The following is a 19,553-nucleotide window of genomic DNA, read 5'->3' as shown; positions in this document are numbered from 1 at the left end:
GTCCTTCGAGACAGCAGGAGGGCGGCTCTGAGCTGCACACTCGCAGGGAAACGCGGTGGTGCGCAGGGTGGTGACGGATGAAGGCCGAGGCGGCTCAGACGGGCTCAGACGGAGGAAACGCGAGAGAGGTGCGGAGCTGCGGGGAGGCGCTGTGGGGGGCGGTGAAAAGCTCGGCTGTGCTGGGCTGTCAGCGGGCGGGACAGATGGCGCTGGACATGCGGCCGAGGTCGACGTGACGTCGACTCACCAAGGCAATTCCAGCTCTAGACATGGCGGAAGCGTGGCACGGCGATCGGACGAGAGTCCACCATTATCCGAATGGTGGACAATGCTGTCCCGCATCATGAGACAGTGTGGGGTCGGTCACGTATCCGGAACGCGCCGGTGTCCGCCCCGGTGGCCGGGTGTTCCGCCGATCGCCCCGCCGACCGGCCGACGAGTCGCCGGGGCCGGTCGCGAGGGTCGGCGGACGGGGCTCAGGCGGAGGCGGGGTGGGCGCCCGGCCAGGGTCCGGGCGTGTCGATCTCCGGCTCGTCCTCGACCGCGGTGTCGAAGAGCTTGAAGCCGCGCCGCAGATAGTTGTCCATGGCGTGCGGGCCGTCCTTGGAGCAGGTGTGCACCCACACCCGCTCGGTCGGGGCCAGCCCCGGCCAGCGGTCCGCCAGGTCCCAGGCCCGCTCCACCGCGTACGACAGCAGATGGCCGCCGATCCGCCGCCCCCGGAAGGCCGCGATCAGACCGAAGTAGACGATCTCCACCGAGCCGCCCTCCTGGGCCGCGATCTCCGCGTACCCGGCGGGGGTGCCCTTCTCGTACGCCACCCAGGTCTCGGTGCCCGGCGCGCCGAGGGTCTTCTCCCACTCGGCGTAGGTCAGGGTGAGCCGGTCCGTCCACCGGACGTCTCCGCCGACGGCCGTATACAGGAAGCGGCTGAACTCGGGCGAGGGGATCTCGGCGCGCTCGATCCGGACGTCCTTCGGGGGCTCTCCGGCCGGCCGGGCGTCGGCGGGGGAGGTCTGCTCCAGGGACCAGGTGGTCACGGCGATGTTCATACGGCTCAGGGAAGCACGCCCGGACGCTCGTGCCACAGCCGGGGCACCACCTCCACCTCCACCCCGTCCGCGAACCGGTACGGGCGGCTGGCCAGCACCTGCGCCAGATGCCGCCGCAGCCGGGACATCTCCGCGCGGACCGTCACCGTGCGGGTGCGGTCGCCGAAGAGATCGCCGGCCAGCTCGGCCGCGCTCCGCCCCTCCCGGTGCCGCGCCAGCGTGTGCAGCAGCTCGGCGTGGCGGGGGCTCAGCTCCTGCGTCCAGCTGCCCGCCCCGCTGGAGACCGTCACCGACGAGTGGTGCGGCCGGCTCAGATCCAGCACCAGCCGGGCGGCGGGCCCCGCCGGGCCGGTGCCGCCGCCGTCCACCCGTACCAGCCAGCCGCCCGGCAGCGGCTCCACCGTGCACATGCCCAGCGAGGGCACCCAGAGCGGCCCGTCCGCGGGCGACCTCGGCAGCGGCAGCCGGTCCGGCGGCGGCATCCCGATCACCGCGGCGGGCCAGCCGTCCGCGTCCACCGCGACCGCCCGCCCCGACATCCGGCCCAGCAGCGGGGAGGCCACGCTGCGCAGCCGCTCCAGCGTCCGGTAGTGCCGCTGGCGCAGCTCCGCCTCCGCGAGCCGGGCGACCGAGGTCACCAGCGCCAGCGTCGCCGGATGGATGCCGGAGAGCGGCCCGCTGACATTGACCACCCCGATCAGTCTGCCGTCGCGGGGATCGGTGATCGGCGCGCCCGCGCAGGTCCAGCTGTGATAGGCGGAGACGAAGTGCTCGGCGGCGTGCACCTGGAGCGGCCGGCCGGTCAGCAGCGGGGTGCCCACCGCGTTGGTGCCGATGAACTCCTCCTTCAGATCCGCCCCCGGTACAAACCCGTACGCGTCGGCCTTGCGCAGCACCGAGGCCTTGCCCTCGCGCCACAGCAGCCGCCCCTCGCTGTCCGCGACGATCATCGTGTGCCGCGCCGCCTCGGCGATCGACACCAGCCCCTCGCGCAGCACCGGCAGCACCTCGCGCAGCGCCGAGTCGTTTCTGCGGCGCTCGATCTCCTCCAGCGGGAGCAGCCCGGCCCGGCGCTCCCGGTCCGGGTCCGCGCCCCGGCCCAGCATCCGCCGCCAGGACTCCTCGATCTCCGTCCGGGGCCCGGCCGGCGGTCGCCGCCCGCTCAGCGTCGCCTCCCGCACTCCCCGCAGCAGCCTGGTGGCCTCCGCTGTGTCCATGGCGGCGAGCGTGGCCAGGTCGATCGGTCTGGGCTGCACGCGGGGTCCTCCTGCGCGGCGATACGGTACGGGTCCACTGGTCAACGGGTCTGCGGTACGGCTCCGGCACGCCGCGGGGGGCTGCAACCCTCTGCAACCCTCGCGAATCGGCTCGCGGTGTCCGAAAGTGAACAGCGCGAGGGGTGGTGCCGTGTCGGCGCAGCACCACCCCGAGCATGATCATCTATGACGGGGGAGCCGTCACGCCACGCCACGCCGTGTCGCCGTGGGAACGCTCCCGCACATCTGACCGCCCCCCTCACACCTGGGCACGGAACTCACACGTGCGGACGCGCCCGCTCCACCACTTCCCGGAGCGCCGGCGTGTGCGGCAGCGTCCCGAAGGCCGAGCCCCAGTCCCCGCCGAGCCGCGAGGCGCAGAACGCGTCCGCCACCTCCGGCGGGGCCCAGCGCACCAGCAGCGAGCCCTGGAGCACCAGCGCCATCCGCTCCACCACCCGGCGCGCCCGCGCCTCGATCCCGTCCAGATCGGCCAGCTCGGTCAGCAGCCCCTTGATCGCCCGGTCGAGCCGGTGGTCCGCGCCGCGCGCCCGGCCGACCTCCCGGAGGAAGGCGTTCAGCGCCTCCGGCTCGCGCCGCAGCGCCCGCAGGGCGTCCAGGGCCTGCACATTGCCCGAGCCCTCCCAGATCGAGTTGAGGGGGGCCTCGCGCAGCAGCCGGGGCATCCCCGACTCCTCCACATAGCCATTGCCGCCCAGACACTCCAGCGCCTCGCCCGCCACCGCCGTGCAGCGCTTGGTCACCCAGTACTTGGCCGCCGGCACCGCGAGCCGCAGCAGCGCCCGCTCCTCGTCGGTGTCCGCGTCGTAGGCGGCGGCCAGCCGCAGCCCCAGCACGGTGGCCGCCTCCGACTCCAGCGCCAGATCGGCCAGCACATTGCGCATCAGCGGCTTGTCCACCAGCGGCCCGCCGAACGCGCTGCGGCCACCGGTGTGGTGGATCGCCCGCGCCACCGACTGCCGCATCAGCGCCGCCGAGCCGATCACACAGTCCAGCCGGGTCGCCGCCACCATCTCGATGATGGTGCGCACCCCCCGGCCCTCCTCGCCGACCAGCCGCGCCCAGGTCCCGTCGAACTCGACCTCGGCCGAGGCGTTGGACCGGTTGCCCAGCTTGTCCTTGAGCCGCTGGATCAGAAACACGTTCCGCGTCCCGTCCGCCAGGACCCGGGGCACCAGGAAACAGCTGAGCCCGCCCGGGGCCTGCGCGAGCACCAGGAACCCGTCGGACATCGGCGCGGAGCAGAACCACTTGTGACCGGTCAGGACGTACTCCCCGGCCGCGTCCAGCGCCGTGGCGGCGGTGGTGTTCGTCCGTACGTCGCTGCCGCCCTGCTTCTCCGTCATGCCCATACCGAGGAGATTCCCCGGCTTGTCGGCGGGCGCGCGCAGCTCCCCGTCGTACACCCGCGAGGTCAGCCGGGGCTCCCACTCGGCGGCCAGCGCCGGATCGGTGCGCAGCGCGGGCACGGCGGCGTGGGTCATCGACAGCGGACAGGCCTGCCCGGACTCCGTCTGCGTCCAGACGATGAGGCCCGCCGCGCGCCGGACATGCCCGGACGGGGTGGACCAGGCGTCGGTCAGCCCCGCCGACACCGCGTGTCCGAGCAATTGATGCCAGGCCGGATGGAAGGTCACCTCGTCGACCCGGTTGCCGTAACGGTCGTGGGTGTGCAGTCGCGGTGGGTTCTCATTGGCCGAAAACCCCCAGTCCTGCGTCTCGGCCGAACCGGCGGTACGCCCCAACTGGGCGAGTTCCGTGTGCACCGGCTCGGCGAGAGATGGCGGAATATGGCGCTCCACTGCCTCGGTGAGGGCCCGGTCGGAGGTGTAGACGTCATACCCGACCAGGGGCGGAGCCTGATTGGTCACTGTGTGGGTGCTGGCTGCCATGCCGATACGGTAAGGAGGTGCAGGCAGCAAATGAAACACCCGAGCGGCCGTCGGGCCGACTCCACCGGGCCCGAGTCCTTTACCGCAACGTCTCCAAACGGAAGATGGCGTGGCTGCTGCTCAAGGACACGGTCAACTCGTGCATCGAATACCGGATTCTCGGCCTCGCGGCCGAGGCGGCCTTCTTCACCCTGCTGTCGCTGCCGCCGCTGATGCTCGGACTGCTCGGTCTCCTCGGCTACATGGACGACTGGACGAACACCACCACGGTCGCCTCCATCGAGGTGAACATCCTCAACGCGGTCGGCACGGTCCTCTCCGACCGGGGCGTCAACCAGATCGCCCGGCCGCTGCTCGCGGACGTCACCCACGGCGGCAACCCGGACATCATCTCCATCGGCTTCGCGATCGCCCTGTGGTCCGGCTCGCGCGCGGTCAACGTCTTCATCGACACCATCACCGTGATGTACGGGCTCGACGGCCGGCGCGGCATCGTCGCCACCCGGCTGCTCGCGTTCCTGCTCTATCTGATGGCCCTGCTGATCGGCGCGGTGGTGCTGCCGCTCGCGGTGGTCGGCCCCGACCGGGTGGTGGAGCTGATCCCCTGGGGCACCGAGGTCGTCACCGTGCTCTACTGGCCGCTGGTCAGCCTGCTCTCCATCGCCTTCCTCACCACGCTCTACCACGTCTCCGTGCCCGTGCGCTCGCCGTGGATCGAGGACGTCCCCGGGGCGCTGGTCGCCCTCGGGATGTGGGTGCTCGGCAGCTTCCTGCTCCGGATCTACCTCACCAGCACCGTCGAGGGCCCCACCATCTACGGCTCGCTCGCCGCGCCCATCGCCGTGCTGCTGTGGATCGGCATCTCCGCCTTCGCGGTCCTCGTCGGGGCCGCGGTCAACGCGGCGATCGACCATGTCTGGCCCTCGGTGGCCACGGCGGCGGCCCGCGAGGCCAATGAGCGCGTCCGCGCGGCCCAGGCCGCCGAGGTGCTGGCCCGGGCGCGGGCCTCGCACATCTTCGACGACACGGACGACGACGAGGACGACTGGGACGACGACTACGGCGACGGGGTCGGCGGCACCGGGGAGATGCCCTCGGAGTTCCCCGAGCGCTGGTCCCGCTTTCTGCCGCCCGACGATCTCAAGTCCCGGCTGCACACCGGACGCGACCACCACCGGGCGCCGCACGACCGGCCGCAGGACTGAACACCGCGGGACTGAACACCGTACGGCCGGGCTCTACCCTGGGAAGGGTGTATCGGGAACGGGTCTCGCGGCTCGGGGGCGCGATCGTCTGGGAGCAGACGGGCGCGGGCCCGCACACCGTGCTGCCCGACGGGTGCATGGATCTGCTGTGGACCCCGGGCCGGCTCTTCGTCGCCGGACCCGACACCCGCGCGTACCTCCCCGACACCCCGCGCGGCAGCCGGGTCGCCGGGATCCGCCTCGCCCCCGGGACCGCCCCCGCGCTGCTCGGCGTCGCCGCCCACGAGCTGCGCGACCGCCGGGTCGACCTCGCCGACCTCTGGGGCGCCCGGCCGGCCCGCGAGTCGGCCGAGCGGATCGACGCGGCCGCCGACCCCGCCGCCGCGCTGGAGGCCCTGGCGCTCCGCCTGGCCGCCGCCGCGCCCCGCCCGCCCGACCCGCTCCTCGCCCTGGTCGTACGCGGGCTGGAGAGCGGCGGCACGGTCGCCGAGGCGGCCGAGGCCGCCGGACTCGGCCCGCGTACGCTGCACCGCCGCTCGCTGCCCGCCTTCGGGTACGGGCCCAAGACCCTCGCCCGGGTGCTGCGGCTCCAGCGGGCGCTGGCGCTGATCCGGGCGGGGACGCCCTACGCGGCGGCCGCGCTCGCCGCGGGCTGCGCCGATCAGGCGCATCTGGCCCGGGAGATGCGCGATCTGGCCGGCACCACCCTGAGCGCCTACGGGGCGTCGGCGAACAGCGAGACACCGCTGCCGTCGGGGTCCAGCACCACGGCGTAGCGCTGGCCCCAGACCGCGTCCCAGGGCTCCAGACGGCCCCGGTGACCGGCGGCGACGAGATCCGCGTAGACCGAGTCCACCTCGGCCGGGCTCGCGCAGCGGAAGGCGAGCCCCACCCGGTCGCCCCCGGCGGGCCGCGACCATCCCGGGTCGAAGGAGCGCATGACCTCCTCGGTGTCCCAGAGCAGCCGCACCCCGCCCGGCAGCGCGGCCTCCACATGCGGCGCGGAGTCCGCCTCCGCCGGGAGATCGAGGCCGAGGCGGCGGTAGAAGGCGAGGGAGGCGGCCATGTCGGAGGTGACGACGCCGATCGCGTCGAGTCGTGGAGTCATGGCCCCACCGTAGGCCGGGGCCGCGCCGCCGGTCTTGAAGGAATCGGACACGGCCCCGCCCGGGGGAGGGCGGCGGCCGTGTCCGCGAATCCGGGCCCCGGGGGTCCGGGGGTCCGGGGGAGGGCGGTCAGACCGCCGCCGGTACCCGCCTCGGCGACGCGCCCGCCGTGTGGAGCCGTTCGGCGAGATGGCCGAAGACCAGACCGAACACCGTCCACAGCGTCGTCTGGAGGGCGAGCGTCGCGAGCCGGAACTCCCAGACCACGGCCGCCGGGAAGCCCTTGGGCACCTCGTCGAACGACGGCAGGAAGGCGAACGCGAGCCCGACGGCGAGGACGAACGCCGCGGAGGCGGCCACCGTCGCGTTCCAGTTCCCCAGCCGGGCCGCGAGACGCTTCCCGAGGATCACGGCCGCCACCGCCAGCAGCACGCTGAGCGCGACCATCAGGAAGTACAGCCCCGTCCGCTGCCCGATGGTGTCGGGGTCCCCGACGGCCGGCGGGTTCGGCGGGTACTTCAGATACGGCACCACGTACACCGTCAGCAGCCCGCCGAGCGAGACCAGCGCGGCCGTGGCGCGCGGGCCGAAGCGGCCGACGCGGCCCAGCGCGACACAGTGCGCGAGGGCGGTGAGCCCGCCGACGGCGACACCGAAGAGCAGCACTCCGGTGGCGAGTCCGGCCGTGGACTGGACGGCACGGCTGACCAGTTCCTCGCCGCCGTGCTCATGGCTGTGGCTCTCCTCGAACGCGATGGCCGCGTCCACCGGGCCCTCGCCGATGAAGTACGCCACCAGAAAGGCGGCCGCTCCGGCGATCAGGCCCGCGAGCATGCCGCGCACGAGCAGGGCCCTGACAGATATGGAGTTCATGAAGGTTCCCCTGCGACTGGATCCGGACGGCTCTCGAAGACGCTCCCTAGTGGCAGGGGAAGCCGAGCAGATGACGCCCGTCGTGCACCCACTCGTGCACGGTCTCACCGGCGACCAGGGAGACCGCGCCCTGCTCCGCGCCGACGAAGTAGAGCAGGATCAGGGCCAGCAGAGCGGTGAAGACGGCCCAGGGAGCGATCTCCTTGAGCGACAGGGGAGTGATGGCCGGTGTGGCGGCGGTGGCGGGCACAGTCGAATGAGCCATGGCAGAACCTCCTGGGGAACACGCGTCCCGGTCGTGGTGCCTGATGCTTGGTGCTTGAACGAAGGCGGTGGGTCTGACTTCCCGCGCGAACGCGGGTGCACAGTGGCGCGACCGTGCCGGAATCTCACCGGACTTCCATCACGCTTTCGTCATGTCCACGCGACCGTACCGTCTGTGAGCGCCTGCCGCCATGGTGTGAGGTGGCCGAAAATAATGGATTCGGAGAGGGACGGGGAGAGACGGGGATGACGGTACGACTGACGCTGATGGCGCCCGCCGCACGGGCCGGGCGCGAGGTCCGGTTCGCGGTGGACGAGCCGCCGGACGAGGCGGGGCTGCGCGCGGCCCGTGCGGCGGCCGGGACGCTGCCGCACCCGGACCGGGCGGTCTGCGGGCCGTCGGCGCGCTGCCGGGAGACGGCCCGGGCACTGGGGCTGCGGCCGGCCGGGGAAACCGCCCCGGCCGACTGGGACATGGGCCGCTGGCGGGGCCGGGACCTGGCGGAGGTCGGCGCGGCGGAGCCGGAGGCGGTGGCCCGCTGGCTCGCCGACCCCTCGGCCGCACCGCACGGCGGCGAGTCGCTGAGCGGATTCCGCGCCCGGGTGGGCGGCTGGCTCGACTCCCTCCCGCCCACCGCCGGACGCCTTGTCGCGGTCGTCGAACCCGCCGTGGCCCGCGCCGCGCTGGTGCACGCCCTCGGCCTCCCCGAGCAGACCTTCTGGCGGCTGGACATCGCCCCTCTCACCGCCACCCGGCTCACCTCCCGCGCCCCCGGCCGGTGGAATCTCCGCTGCGGCTCCCCGCTCTCCGCCCCGGACCCCGGAGCGGATCAGTCTGCTGGCCCCGGGTGACCCGGGGCCAGCAGCGGGCCCCCGGGAAAGTCGGCCACCCGCAGCGGCACCTGGCGCGCGCACCCCGCCGACCCGCACTCGCAGTCGAAGTCCACCACCGCGTCCCCCGCGTCCCCGCGCGCCCAGGGCCGCGCGTAGAACCCCTCGTACTGCCGTACCAGCGCCTCATTCGCGTACCGTGCCAGCCGGCCGCGCCCCGCCGCCGTGCTCTCCCGGGGAGCCGCCGCCAGCACAGCGGCGAAGTGCGACTCCACCAGCGCCAGCGTGTGCGGGACACTCCGGTCGCCGGTCGTCTCCAGCCGGTCGCCGCCGTACTGGGCCACCTGGTCCTCGATCTCCCGCACCAGCAGCCGGTACAGCTCCAGCTGTCCACTCCCCAGCCCACGGTCCGCCAGCCGGCGGCGCTGCTCCTCCCGGGTGGGCAGCAGCCACAGCGCGTGGGCCCCCGCCGCCGGCGGGGTGACGGGGGTGCCCTCGACCACGGTGAGCGGCACGGGCGGCAGCGCCCGGACATCGTCGGCGATCATCGGGCCGCGCTCGTGGTGCAGCGACATCGCGAGCAGCTCCCCGGGCGGGCGCGACCAGCGCTCGGCGGGGGAGAGCGCCTCGAAGCGCACCGCCGCCGGATGCCCCGCCTTGAGCGCCCGGTCCCGGTGCTCCCAGGTGTGCGCGTCCGCGCTGTAATGACGCAGCCCGTGACGGCGCGCCAGCAGCCGGGCCACCGTCGTCTTGCCCGCCCCGGGCGGCCCGCCGATCCACAGCGCTACCCCGCGCTCTCCCCCTCCGCCCCCTCCGCCTCCCCCTCCTCGTCCTCCTCGGCGATCGGCTGCTCCGTCCAGATCACCTTGCCGTCCGGGGTGTACCGCGTCCCCCACCGGTCCGCGAACTGCGCCACCAGGAACAGCCCCCGGCCGCCCTCGTCCGTGCTCGCCGCCTGCCGCAGATGCGGCGAGGTGCTGCTGTGGTCCGAGACCTCGCAGATCAGCGTCCGGTCGCGGATCAGCCGCACCCGGATCGGGCCGATCGCGTACCGGATCGCGTTGGTGACCAGCTCGCTCAGAATCAGTTCGGTCGTGAAGGCCTCTTCGCCAAGATCCCATTCGCCGAGCTTATGAGTGACCGCGTTCCGCACCTCGCCCACCGCCGAGGGGTCCGACGGTACGTCCCACTCCGCCACCTCCCCCGAGTCCAGCATCCGGGTACGCCCGACGAGCAGCGCGACATCGTCTTTCGGGTGCTCGGGCAGCAGCGCGCCGAGCACCGCGTCGCAGATCTCGTCCGGACTCCGCCCGGCCTCGCCCGCCACGATCTCCCGCAGCAGGGCCAGACCCTCGTCCATGTCCCGGTCCCGGTCCTCCACCAGCCCCTTCGTGTACAGCACCAGAGCGCTGTGCTCCGGCAGCACCAGCTCCAGCGTCTCGAACGGCAGCCCGCCGAGCCCCAGCGGCGGACCCCCGGGGACATCCGCGTAGAACGCCGTGCCGTCCGGGTGGACCACCAGCGGCCGGTGGTGCCCGGCCCGCGCCACCGTGCAGCGCCCGGAGGCCGGGTCGTAGATCGCGTACAGACAGGTCGCGCCCGTGACCTGGACCTCCTCCTCCCCGCTGGCCGCCGCCTCCTGGTCGAGGCGGACCACCAGCTCGTCCAGATGCCACAGCAGCTCGTCCGGCGGCAGATCCAGCGTGGAGAAGTTGTGCACCGCCGTGCGGAGCCGTCCCATCGTCGCGGCGGCGTGCAGCCCGTGGCCCACCACATCGCCCACCACCAGCGCCACCCGCGCCCCCGGCAGCGGGATGATGTCGAACCAGTCCCCGCCCACCCCGCCTGAGCCGCCGAGGCCCGCCTGCGCGGGACGGTAGCGGTACGCCATGTCGAGCGCCGTCTGCTCCGGCAGCCCGCGCGGCAGCAGACTGCGCTGCAAGGTCACCGCCATGGTGTGCTCACGGTCGTAGCGGCGGGCGTTGTCCACGCTCACCGCCGCCCGCGCCACCAGCTCCTCGGCGAGGGAACGATCCTCCTCGTCGAACGCCTCCGAGGTCTGCGAGCGCCAGAACATCGCCACCCCCAGGATCGCCCCGCGCGCCCGCAGCGGAACCGCGATCATCGAGTGGAACCCGGCCGCCACCAGCTTCTCGGCCCGCGCCGGAGACTGCTGCTGCCACCCCGCGTACCCGCCCAGCTCCTGTTCCAGGATCGCCTCGCCCTTCCCCAGCCCCGCGCCCATCCGGGTGGTCGGCAGATAGCGGATCGTCGTCCCCAGCGAGAAGTGCGCCGTCGTCTCGCCCAGCCCCGCCGCCGCCACCCGCCGCATGTCCGCGCCCGCCCCCGTCGACCTGGGCTCCTCACCGCGCAGCACCGTCTCCACCAGATCCACCGTGGCGAAGTCGCAGAACCGGCCGACCGCGAACTCCGCGACCTCCTCGCAGGTCCGCACCACATCCAGCGTCGTGCCGATCTCGGTGCCCGCGTCGTACAGCAGCTTCAGCCGCGCCTGCGCCACATCCGCCCGGCCGCTCAGCGCCTGGAGCTCGGTGGTGTCCCGGAAGGTCGCCACACTGCCCAGCGCGCTGCCGTCCCGGCTCGTCGGCCGCTGATTCACCGCCAGCAGCCGGTCGCCGACCTGGTGCACCTCGTCGGTGACGGCATGACCCGAGGCCAGCAGCCGGGCGGTCGCCGGATCCAGCCCCAGTTCGGTGACCTGACGGCCCTCCACCTTCGCGGGCAGCTCCAGCAGCCGCCGCGCCTCGTCGTTGGCGAGCAGCAGCCGCCCGTCCCCGCCGACGATCAGCACCCCCTCGCGGACCGCGTGCAGAACCGCGTCATGGTGCTCGTACATCCGGGTCATCTCCTCCGGACCGAGCCCATGGGTCTGCCGCCGCAGCCGCCGGGTCACCAGGGCGGTGCCGCCGGTGGTGAGCAGCAATACCACCGCCGCCGCCCCGAACAGCAGCGGGAACTGGTCCTCCACCGCCCCGCTCACCCGCTCCACGGTGACCCCCGACGACACCACCCCGATCACCGTGCCGTCGTCGGCGAAGACCGGCACCACCGCCTGGATCAGCGGGCCGAGATTGCTCGGCACCCGCTCGGTGACCACATGACCGGCGACCGCCGGGCCGATGTCGCCGACGAAGCGCCCCCCGATCTCGGAGGGCACCGGACTGGTGTAGCGGATGCCATCGGTGTTCATCACCACGATGAAGTCGACGTCCGCGTCCTTGCGGGCGTCCTCGGCGCTCGGCTGGAGGATCGCGGACGGATCCCTGGAGCGCAGCGCCGCGTCCATGCCGGGCGAGTCGGCGAAGGTCTGGGCCACCGCCGTCGAACGGTTGAGCGCCTCCCGCTCGCTGTCCGCGTGCGACTGGAGGACGAGCGCGACGATGCTCGCGCCGACGAGCAGGAGCACGATCGCCACTTGGAGAAGAAAGACCTGCCCGGCCACGGTCCGCATCCTCAGGACCGAGCGTGGGCGACCGTAACGTTCGGCCATGTCCTCTTTCTACACCTCCCGTACCCGGCAGGCTATCCGCGCACCGTCGAACACGGAGGTCACACACGCGACACGCGCCCACGGACCCCGCCGTGCGTGACCTCCCGACGACCCGCCCGACGGGGAATCAGTCCTGATGAGAGCCCGAGGACCCCAGCCGCAACACCTGCGCCAGCGCCTCCGCGACCGCCTTCTCCGCGTCGAGCGCCCCGCCCGCCGAACGCCAGGCGACGAACCCGTCCGGACGCACCAGCAGCGCGCCCTCCGCCGTCGCGCCGTGCGTCCCGGTCCAGTCGCACCCCTCCTCCGGGACCAGATCGGCCAGCGGCCCGTCACCGATCGCGTACACGTCCAGCGGTACGGACAGCCGCGCCGCCGCCTTGTGCGCCGCGTCCCGCCACACGGCCCCCTCGCCGCAGAGCAGAACGAGTGACCGCTCGTACAGATCGAGCGTCGACAGCCGTACGCCCTCCTTGCGCACCCACAGATGCGGCGCGCGGGTGCCGGGCTCGCCCGTCAGCGCCATCCGCTCCGGCACCACCGGGCGCGCCGGGTCGACGCCGACGACCGCGCCGCGCGCGTAGCCGTACCCCATCGCCACCGTCAGCACCCCGCCCCGGGGGCCGCCCGGGGTCACCGGAGCCGCGTACCCGGGATGGCTGTGCTCCGCCGAACGCGCCGACGCGCGCTCGCCCGTCGCCTTCGCCACCGGCTGCCGCTCCTCCCCATAGGTGTCCAGCAGCCCCGCCCCCGCCCAGCCCTTGAGCACCGCCGCCAGCTTCCAGGCCAGATTGTGCGCGTCCTGGACACCCGTGTTGGAACCGAAGGCCCCCGTCGGCGACATCTCGTGGGCCGAGTCCCCCGCGAGGAACACCCGCCCCACCGAATACCGCCGCGCCACCCGCTCGGCCGCGTGCCACGGCGCCTTCCCGGTGATCTCCACATCCAGCCCGGGCGCGCCCACCGCCGCCCGGATGTGGTCCCGGCACCGCTCGTCGGTGAAGTCCTCCAGCGTCTCCCCCCGCTCCGGGTGCCAGGGCACATGGAAGACCCACCGCTCCCGGTTGTCCACCGGCAGCAGCGCCCCGTCCGCCCCCGGCCCGGTCAGATAGCAGACGATGAAACGCCGGTCGCCCACGATCCCGGCCAGCTGCCGCGAGGTGAACGTCAGACTCACGTTGTGGAACAGCTCGCCGCTGCCGCTCTGGCCGATGCGCAGCTGCTCACGGACCGGGCTGCGCGGCCCGTCGGCCGCGACCAGATAGTCCGCCCGCACCGTGGTGTGCGCCCCGGAGCCGCGGTCCTTGACGAGGGCGGTCACCCCCGTCGCGTCCTGCTCGAAGGAGAGCAGCTCGGCCCCGAACCGCAGCTTCGCCCCCTGCTCCCGGGAGCGGGCCGCGAGCACCGGCTCGATGTCGTTCTGGCTGCACAGACACCAGGTCGACGGGCTGATCCGGGCCAGCCCGCCCCCCGGGTCGATCTCCTTGAACAGCCACTCCTGGTCGTCGCCCGTCAGCGAGCCGGCCTGAAGGATTCCATGGTTGCCGGCGAGGACGGCGGCGGCGTCACGGATCTCCCGCTCCACCCCCGCCCCCCGGAACAGCTCCATCGAACGGACGTTGATCCCCCGCCCGCGCGGATGGGCCGAGGTGCCCGAGTGCTTCTCGACCAGCAGATGCCCGATGCCGTGACGGCTCAGGAACATCGAGGTGGACAGCCCCACCAGGGACCCGCCCACGATCAGGATCGGTACGCGGACGTCCGCGCTGTCGCCGCTCCGGGCGCTCCGAGTGCTCTGGCGGGTCCCGGCGGTCTCGGCGCGCCGGGCGTTCTTGGCGTTCTTGATGGTCCCTTGCATGAGATCTGTGTGCCCGTCACGACCGCCCTTCCCCCGCCCATTCACTCGCATGGTGCCCATCTCTCGCGCCACACGTGGTACCGGACCACGATCGGTTCACGGGAGCGCCCCGGCAGGGGCCGCTCCGGCGCACCGCGCGGCGGCCGACCACCGCCCGCGGCCGATTCCAGGTGATGACTGACGACGGGCCACGTCCGTGGCGGCGGCGCGGTCGCGAAGGAGTGTGAACAGGGATGACCACCTTGTCGGAACGCATATCGCAGTCCGCCTTCGACGGCTCCAGACTGCGGGTCGTACTGCTGCTGGACCTCTACGACGGCGCCCAGAAGCAGTTCCTGGAGGCCTATGAGCACATGCGCAACCATGTCGCCTCCGTCCCCGGACACATCAGCGACCAGCTCTGCCAGTCCATCGAGAACCCCTCCCAGTGGCTGATCACCAGCGAGTGGGAGAGCGCTCCGCCGTTCCTCGCCTGGGTGAACAGCGAGGAGCACGTGGAGACCGTCCTGCCGCTGCACAGCTGCGTACGGGACACCCGCTCACTGCGCTTCAGCGTGCTCCGCGAGACCGGGCAGGCCTTCAGCGCCACCCCGGAACAGCAGCACAAGGGCGGCCTCCAGCCGTCCCCCCGGGTCGGCGACGGAGTGGTGCGCCACGCCCTGACCTTCACCGTCAAGCCCGGCAGCGAGAAGGCCGTCGCCAAGATCCTCGCCGGCTACACCTCGCCGTCCGCCCGGGTCGACGACCAGACCCGGCTGCGCCGCACCTCGCTCTTCATGCAGGGCAACCGGGTGGTGCGGGCGATCGAGGTCCAGGGCGACCTGATGGCCGCCCTGCGCCATGTCGCCCGGCAGCCCGAGGTGCGCGCCGTCGAAGAGGCCATCAACCCCTATCTGGAGCAGGACCGGGATCTGGACGACGCCAACTCCGCCCGGCTCTTCTTCACCCGCGCGGCCCTCCCCGCCGTCCACCATGTGGCCGCCGAGGGCCCCTGGCCGGACGAGGCCAACCGGCACGCCCTGCTCTACCGGGCCAAGGAGGAGTGCGGCCTCGCCGTCGCCCGGCTCCTCGCCCGGCAGGACGAGGCCGCCGCCGAGGACCCGGCCAATCCCATCGTCGGCAGCACCGTCTTCCAGCGCGACGACATCGTCGTCCGGCTCATCGACGTCAACGGCCCGATCGACGACCACCCGGCGCTCGCGCTGGGCGTACGGGGCCACCGCAAGGCCGCGGTCCTCGGCCGGCTCCTCGTCGACGGCGCGCCCCTGGTCCGCGGCACCGAGAGGGACGTCTCCCGTTCCGTCACGGAGTCGGACATGCAACTGATCACCGACCGGCTCGCCGCACCCGAGTCCTGACCGAGTTCCGACCCGGGTCCGAGTCCCGGCCCGCGCCCGCCCGCCAGGCCCCCCGAGGCCAACTGGAGGAAGCAGCATGACCACGCACCGCCCACGCATCGTGGACCTCAGCGAGACCAAGCCCAACACCCGGCGCGGTGGGGACCTGCGCGCCCTGCTCACCCCCACCGCGGTGGGCGCCACCAGCGGGTTCATGGGCCTGGCCATCATCGCGCCCGGTGAGCGCATCGGCGAGCACTACCACCCCTACTCCGAGGAGTTCGTCTATGTGGTCAGCGGACTCCTGGAGGTGGACCTCGACGATGTCACCCACCCCATGCGCCCCGACCAGGGCCTGATGATCCCGCTGAACGTACGCCACCGCTTCCGCAATGTCGGCGACACCGAGGCCCGGATGGTCTTCCACCTCGGCCCGCTCGCGCCCCGCCCCGAACTCGGCCATGTCGACACCGAGGCCACCGAGGCCACCGAGGCCACCGCCGTGCCGGGCGGCGGCCCCGAACGGTCGGGGGCCGTGTCGTGAACCGCCGGGTGGCGGTCACCGGGGTCGGCGTCGTCGCCCCCGGCGGCGTCGGCGCCCCGGCGTTCTGGGACCTGCTCGCGGACGGCCGCACGGCCACCAGGGGCATCACCCTCTTCAACCCCGAGGGATTCCGCTCCCGGATCGCCGCCGAGGTCGACTTCGACCCCGGCGAGCACGGTCTCGACTCCCGGGACATCGCCCGCTCGGACCGGTACATCCAGTTCGCGCTGGTGGCCGCCGGGGAGGCGATACGCGACGCCGGGCTCGACCCCGGAGCGGAAGACCCCTGGCGGGTGGGGGTGTCGCTGGGCACCGCCGTCGGCGGCACCACCCGGCTGGAGCACGACTACGTCGCCGTCTCCTCCGCCGGCGCGCGCTGGGACGTCGACCACCGCCCCGCCGGCGCCCACCTCCACCGCGCCTTCTCCCCGAGCACCCTCGCCTCCGCCGTCGCCGAGCGGATCGGCGCGCGCGGCCCCGTGCAGACCGTCTCCACCGGCTGCACCTCCGGCCTGGACGCCGTCGGCTACGCCTTCCACGCCATCGAGGAGGGCCGCGCCGACATCTGCGTCACCGGCGCATCGGACTCGCCCATATCCCCGATCACCGTGGCCTGCTTCGACGCCATCAAGGCCACCTCGCCCAACAACGACGACCCCGAGCACGCCTCCCGCCCCTTCGACGCCAACCGCGACGGATTCGTCATGGGCGAGGGCGGCGCGGTCCTCGTCCTGGAGGAGCTGGAACACGCGCGGGCCCGCGGCGCGACGGTCTACTGCGAGATCGGCGGATACGCCACCTTCGGCAACGCCTACCACATGACCGGACTGACCACCGAGGGCCTGGAGATGGCCCGCGCCATCGACACCGCCCTGCGCCACGCCCGCCTCGACCCCACGGCGATCGACTACGTCAACGCGCACGGCTCCGGCACCAAGCAGAACGACCGCCACGAGACGGCCGCCGTCAAGCGCTCGCTGGGAGCACACGCCTACGACACGCCCATGAGCTCCATCAAATCCATGGTGGGCCACTCCCTGGGCGCCATCGGCGCGATAGAACTCGTCGCCTGTGTGCTCGCCATGGACCGGCAGACCGTACCGCCGACGGCCAACTACGAGACCCCCGACCCCGAGTGCGACCTGGACTACGTACCGCGCACCGCCCGACCCAGGAAGCTGCGCAATGTGCTCTCCGTCGGCAGCGGATTCGGCGGATTCCAGTCCGCGGTCGTCATCACCCGGCCCAGTGGGAGGCCACGATGAGCACCATCCGAGCAGGCCGCAGCCGGGACCCGAGCCCCGGCCGCACCCGGGACGGCGGCCCCCGGCGCACCGTCGTCACCGGCATCGGCGTCATCGCCCCCAACGGCATCGGGGCCGACGTCTTCTGGAAGTCCACCCAGGAGGGCATCAGCGTCCTCGACCGGATCACCCGGGAGGGCTGCGAGGGGCTGCCGCTGCGCGTCGGCGGCGAAGTGCGCGACCTGGAGCCGGACACCATGGTCGAGGGCCGCTTCCTCGTCCAGACCGACCGCTTCACCCACTTCGCCATGGCCGCCGCCGACCTCGCCCTCGCCGACGCCCGCCTCGGGCGCGCCGACTACGAGGACTCGCCCTTCGGCATCGGCGTCGTCACCGCCGCGGGCTCCGGCGGCGGCGAGTTCGGCCAGCGCGAACTCCAGGCGCTCTGGGGCAAGAGCCCCCGCTTCGTCGGCCCCTACCAGTCCATCGCCTGGTTCTACGCCGCCAGCACCGGCCAGGTCTCCATCCGGGGCGGCTTCAAGGGCCCCTGCGGAGTGGTGTGCAGCGACGAGGCCGGCGGCCTCGACGCCTTCGCCCACGCGGCCGGGGCGATCTGGCGCGGCACCGACGCGGTCGTCGTCGGCTCCGCCGAGGCCCCGCTCGCGCCCTACTCGGTCGTCTGCCAGCTCGGTTACGAGGACCTCAGCACCGCCGAGGACCCCACCCGCGCCTACCGGCCCTTCACCGCCGAGGCCCGTGGCTTCGTCCCCGCCGAGGGCGGCGCGATGCTCGTGGTCGAGGAGGAGTCGGCCGCACTGCGCCGAGGGGCCCGGCCCCGTGCCCGGATCGCCGGGCACGCGGCCACCTTCACCGGACCCTCCCGCTGGGAGGAGTCCAGAGAAGGACTGGCCAGGGCCATTCAGGGCGCGCTCCAGGACGCCCGGTGCGCACCGGAGGAGATCGACGTGGTCTTCGCCGACGCGCTCGGCGTCCCCGAGGCCGACCGCGCCGAGGCCCTGGCGATCACCGACGCGCTCGGCGCGCACGGGCGGCGGGTGCCCGTCACCGCGCCCAAGACCGGCATCGGCCGGGCCTACTGCGGCGGGCCCGTGCTGGACGTGGCCGCGGCCGTCATGGCCATGGAGCACGGCGTCGTACCCCCCACGCCGAACGTCTTCGACATCTGCCACGACATCGACCTCGTCACCGGCAAGGCCCGCCGCGCGCCGCTGCGCACGGCGCTGGTGCTCAGCCGGGGCCTCATGGGGTCGAACTCGGCGCTCGTGCTGCGCAGCGCGGCCCCCGCGCCGTCGCCCCGCAACCCCACCCGACAAGGAGAGAACGCATGACAGACGCAGTGACCCCGGAGGAACTGGCCGGCCTGATGCGCCAGAACGCGGGCATCCCGGTCGAGCCGGCCCAGCTGGCCGACCATCCCGACACCTCCTTCGAGGAGTACGGCCTGGACTCCCTGGGCCTGCTCGGCATCGTCGCCGCGCTGGAGAACCGCCACGGCAGCCCGATGCCGCAGGACGCGGAGAAGAGCCGCACCCCGAGGGAGTTCCTCGACCTGGTGAACACGTCCCTGACCAAGAGCGGAGCCTGAAGTGCCCGGACACACCGAGAACGAGATCACCGTCAGAGCCCCCCTGGACCTCGTCTGGGACATCACCAACGACCTGGAGAACTGGCCCCAGCTCTTCAGCGAGTACGCCTCGGTCGAGGTGCTGGAGCGCCGGGGCGACACCACCACCTTCCGGCTGACCATGCACCCCGACGACAACGGGAAGGTGTGGAGCTGGGTCTCCGAGCGCACCCCCGACGAGCACAGCCGCACGGTGCGGGCGCGGCGGGTGGAGACCGGCCCCTTCCAGCACATGGACATCCACTGGGAGTTCTCCGAGGTGCCCGGCGGCACCCGGATGCACTGGCGGCAGGACTTCGCGATGAAGCCGGACGCGCCGGTCGACGACGACTGGATGACCGACAACATCAACCGCAACTCGAAGATCCAGATGGCGCTCATCCGCGACAAGATCGAGCAGCGCGACCGTGAACGCCGCGCCGCCGCGCCCGCCACGGGCTGAGCGGAGGACGAGCGCGATGACCGAGTCCCCCTTTCCGCACCAGGCGCTGATCGTGGCCCGGATGGCCCCCGACTCCGCCGACGGCATCGCCCGGCTGTTCGCCGCGTCCGACGAGGGCGAACTGCCGCACCTCGTCGGCGTACGGCGGCGCAGCCTCTTCCAGTTCGGCGATGTGTATCTGCATCTGATCGAGTCCGACCGCCCGCCCGGGCCCGCGGTCGCCAAGGTGGTCGAGCACCCCGAGTTCCGGGATCTGAGCGACCGGCTGGAGGCCTTCATCAGCCCCTACGACCCGCTCACCTGGCGCGGTCCCAAGGACGCGATGGCCCAGCGGTTCTACACCTGGACGCCGTAGCCCCCCGTACCGCACGAGCGCCCCCGGGCCCCCCCCCCCGCGGGGGGGCGGGGGGCCCGGGGGCCGCCCCGGTGCGGCCGGCGGGGGGGGGGGGGCGCGCGCGGCGCGGCCCCCCGG

20 protein-coding genes are annotated in these 19,553 nt (G+C 73.2%); 10 read left to right on the top strand and 10 right to left on the bottom strand.

What is annotated here, in order from left to right:
* Positions 1-187: 187 nt before the first annotated feature.
* From IE247_RS34995 to IE247_RS15165, 4 genes are all read right to left on the bottom strand, one after another.
* Positions 188-271: a putative leader peptide gene (locus IE247_RS34995; RefSeq protein WP_344478438.1), complete on the bottom strand. Its 84-nt coding sequence runs from the start codon at positions 269-271 to the stop codon at positions 188-190.
* A 205-nt stretch (positions 272-476) separates the two neighbouring features.
* Positions 477-1,052: a GNAT family N-acetyltransferase gene (locus tag IE247_RS15175; protein WP_190123635.1), complete on the bottom strand. Its 576-nt coding sequence runs from the start codon at positions 1,050-1,052 to the stop codon at positions 477-479.
* 5 nt (positions 1,053-1,057) lie between these two features.
* Complete coding sequence (locus IE247_RS15170) at positions 1,058-2,308, bottom strand: helix-turn-helix domain-containing protein (RefSeq protein WP_229869130.1); 1,251 nt, start codon at positions 2,306-2,308, stop codon at positions 1,058-1,060.
* 278 nt (positions 2,309-2,586) lie between these two features.
* Positions 2,587-4,221: an acyl-CoA dehydrogenase family protein gene (locus tag IE247_RS15165; RefSeq protein ID WP_190123634.1), complete on the bottom strand. Its 1,635-nt coding sequence runs from the start codon at positions 4,219-4,221 to the stop codon at positions 2,587-2,589.
* A gap of 17 nt (positions 4,222-4,238) precedes the next feature.
* On the opposite strand from IE247_RS15165, the gene IE247_RS15160 reads away from it, so the two are divergent.
* Together IE247_RS15160 and IE247_RS15155 are read left to right on the top strand one after the other, a co-directional pair.
* Positions 4,239-5,426 carry a YihY/virulence factor BrkB family protein gene (locus IE247_RS15160; RefSeq protein WP_190123633.1) on the top strand — a complete coding sequence of 396 codons (1,188 nt, stop codon included), beginning with the start codon at positions 4,239-4,241 and terminating at the stop codon, positions 5,424-5,426.
* A 47-nt stretch (positions 5,427-5,473) separates the two neighbouring features.
* Positions 5,474-6,202 (top strand): DUF6597 domain-containing transcriptional factor, encoded by a 729-nt coding sequence (locus tag IE247_RS15155; protein ID WP_190123632.1) that lies wholly within the window; start codon positions 5,474-5,476, stop codon positions 6,200-6,202.
* On the opposite strand, the gene IE247_RS15150 is transcribed toward IE247_RS15155, so the two are convergent.
* The 3 genes from IE247_RS15150 to IE247_RS15140 all read right to left on the bottom strand — a co-directional run bounded on the left by IE247_RS15150 (position 6,142) and on the right by IE247_RS15140 (position 7,670).
* Positions 6,142-6,534 (bottom strand): VOC family protein, encoded by a 393-nt coding sequence (locus IE247_RS15150; RefSeq protein ID WP_190123631.1) that lies wholly within the window; start codon positions 6,532-6,534, stop codon positions 6,142-6,144. The two genes, IE247_RS15155 and IE247_RS15150, sit on opposite strands and share 61 nt — an antisense overlap.
* Before the next feature lie 127 nt (positions 6,535-6,661).
* Positions 6,662-7,405, bottom strand: a complete 744-nt coding sequence (locus IE247_RS15145) for a CbtA family protein (protein WP_190123630.1) — start codon at positions 7,403-7,405, stop codon at positions 6,662-6,664.
* Between the two features lie 46 nt (positions 7,406-7,451).
* Positions 7,452-7,670, bottom strand: a complete 219-nt coding sequence (locus IE247_RS15140; RefSeq protein ID WP_190123629.1) for a CbtB domain-containing protein — start codon at positions 7,668-7,670, stop codon at positions 7,452-7,454.
* Positions 7,671-7,915: 245 nt separating this feature from the next.
* Between IE247_RS15140 and IE247_RS15135 the strand changes: the two genes are divergently transcribed.
* Entirely contained in the window at positions 7,916-8,521 is a 606-nt protein-coding gene (locus IE247_RS15135; protein WP_190123628.1) for a histidine phosphatase family protein, read from the top strand.
* Here IE247_RS15135 and IE247_RS15130 read toward each other — a convergent pair.
* The 3 genes from IE247_RS15130 to IE247_RS15120 form a co-directional block, all read right to left on the bottom strand.
* On the bottom strand, positions 8,500-9,243 hold the full coding sequence (locus IE247_RS15130; protein WP_229869129.1) for a hypothetical protein: 744 nt from the start codon (positions 9,241-9,243) through the stop codon (positions 8,500-8,502). The genes IE247_RS15135 and IE247_RS15130 overlap by 22 nt on opposite strands.
* 41 nt (positions 9,244-9,284) lie before the next feature.
* Positions 9,285-12,011, bottom strand: coding sequence for a SpoIIE family protein phosphatase (locus tag IE247_RS15125; RefSeq protein WP_190123627.1), 2,727 nt, complete (start codon positions 12,009-12,011; stop codon positions 9,285-9,287).
* 127 nt (positions 12,012-12,138) lie between these two features.
* The gene (locus tag IE247_RS15120) at positions 12,139-13,869 is read right to left on the bottom strand and encodes an FAD-dependent oxidoreductase (protein ID WP_190123626.1); all 1,731 of its coding nucleotides are present in this window, start codon (positions 13,867-13,869) and stop codon (positions 12,139-12,141) included.
* 233 nt (positions 13,870-14,102) lie between these two features.
* Between IE247_RS15120 and IE247_RS15115 the strand changes: the two genes are divergently transcribed.
* The 7 genes from IE247_RS15115 to IE247_RS15085 all read left to right on the top strand — a co-directional run bounded on the left by IE247_RS15115 (position 14,103) and on the right by IE247_RS15085 (position 19,436).
* The gene (locus IE247_RS15115) at positions 14,103-15,227 is read left to right on the top strand and encodes a SchA/CurD-like domain-containing protein (protein WP_190123625.1); all 1,125 of its coding nucleotides are present in this window, start codon (positions 14,103-14,105) and stop codon (positions 15,225-15,227) included.
* A gap of 76 nt (positions 15,228-15,303) precedes the next feature.
* The gene (locus IE247_RS15110) at positions 15,304-15,750 is read left to right on the top strand and encodes a cupin domain-containing protein (RefSeq protein ID WP_190123624.1); all 447 of its coding nucleotides are present in this window, start codon (positions 15,304-15,306) and stop codon (positions 15,748-15,750) included.
* Positions 15,747-17,015 carry a beta-ketoacyl-[acyl-carrier-protein] synthase family protein gene (locus tag IE247_RS15105; protein ID WP_190123623.1) on the top strand — a complete coding sequence of 423 codons (1,269 nt, stop codon included), beginning with the start codon at positions 15,747-15,749 and terminating at the stop codon, positions 17,013-17,015. The genes IE247_RS15110 and IE247_RS15105 overlap by 4 nt, the downstream gene beginning before the upstream one ends.
* Complete coding sequence (locus tag IE247_RS15100; protein WP_190123622.1) at positions 17,012-18,343, top strand: ketosynthase chain-length factor; 1,332 nt, start codon at positions 17,012-17,014, stop codon at positions 18,341-18,343. Before IE247_RS15105 ends, IE247_RS15100 begins: the two co-directional genes overlap by 4 nt.
* On the top strand, positions 18,340-18,600 hold the full coding sequence (locus IE247_RS15095) for an acyl carrier protein (RefSeq protein WP_190123621.1): 261 nt from the start codon (positions 18,340-18,342) through the stop codon (positions 18,598-18,600). Before IE247_RS15100 ends, IE247_RS15095 begins: the two co-directional genes overlap by 4 nt.
* A 1-nt stretch (position 18,601) precedes the next feature.
* Positions 18,602-19,081: an SRPBCC family protein gene (locus tag IE247_RS15090; protein ID WP_190123620.1), complete on the top strand. Its 480-nt coding sequence runs from the start codon at positions 18,602-18,604 to the stop codon at positions 19,079-19,081.
* Between the two features lie 16 nt (positions 19,082-19,097).
* Entirely contained in the window at positions 19,098-19,436 is a 339-nt protein-coding gene (locus IE247_RS15085) for a TcmI family type II polyketide cyclase (protein ID WP_190123619.1), read from the top strand.
* The last annotated feature ends 117 nt before the right edge of the window (positions 19,437-19,553 follow it).

It is taken from the genome of Streptomyces inusitatus (genome assembly GCF_014651115.1).
In the GTDB taxonomy this organism is placed as follows: domain Bacteria; phylum Actinomycetota; class Actinomycetes; order Streptomycetales; family Streptomycetaceae; genus Streptomyces; species Streptomyces amakusaensis.
Note: the sequence above shows the minus strand (reverse complement) of the source record. Positions and strands in the feature narration are given on the sequence as shown.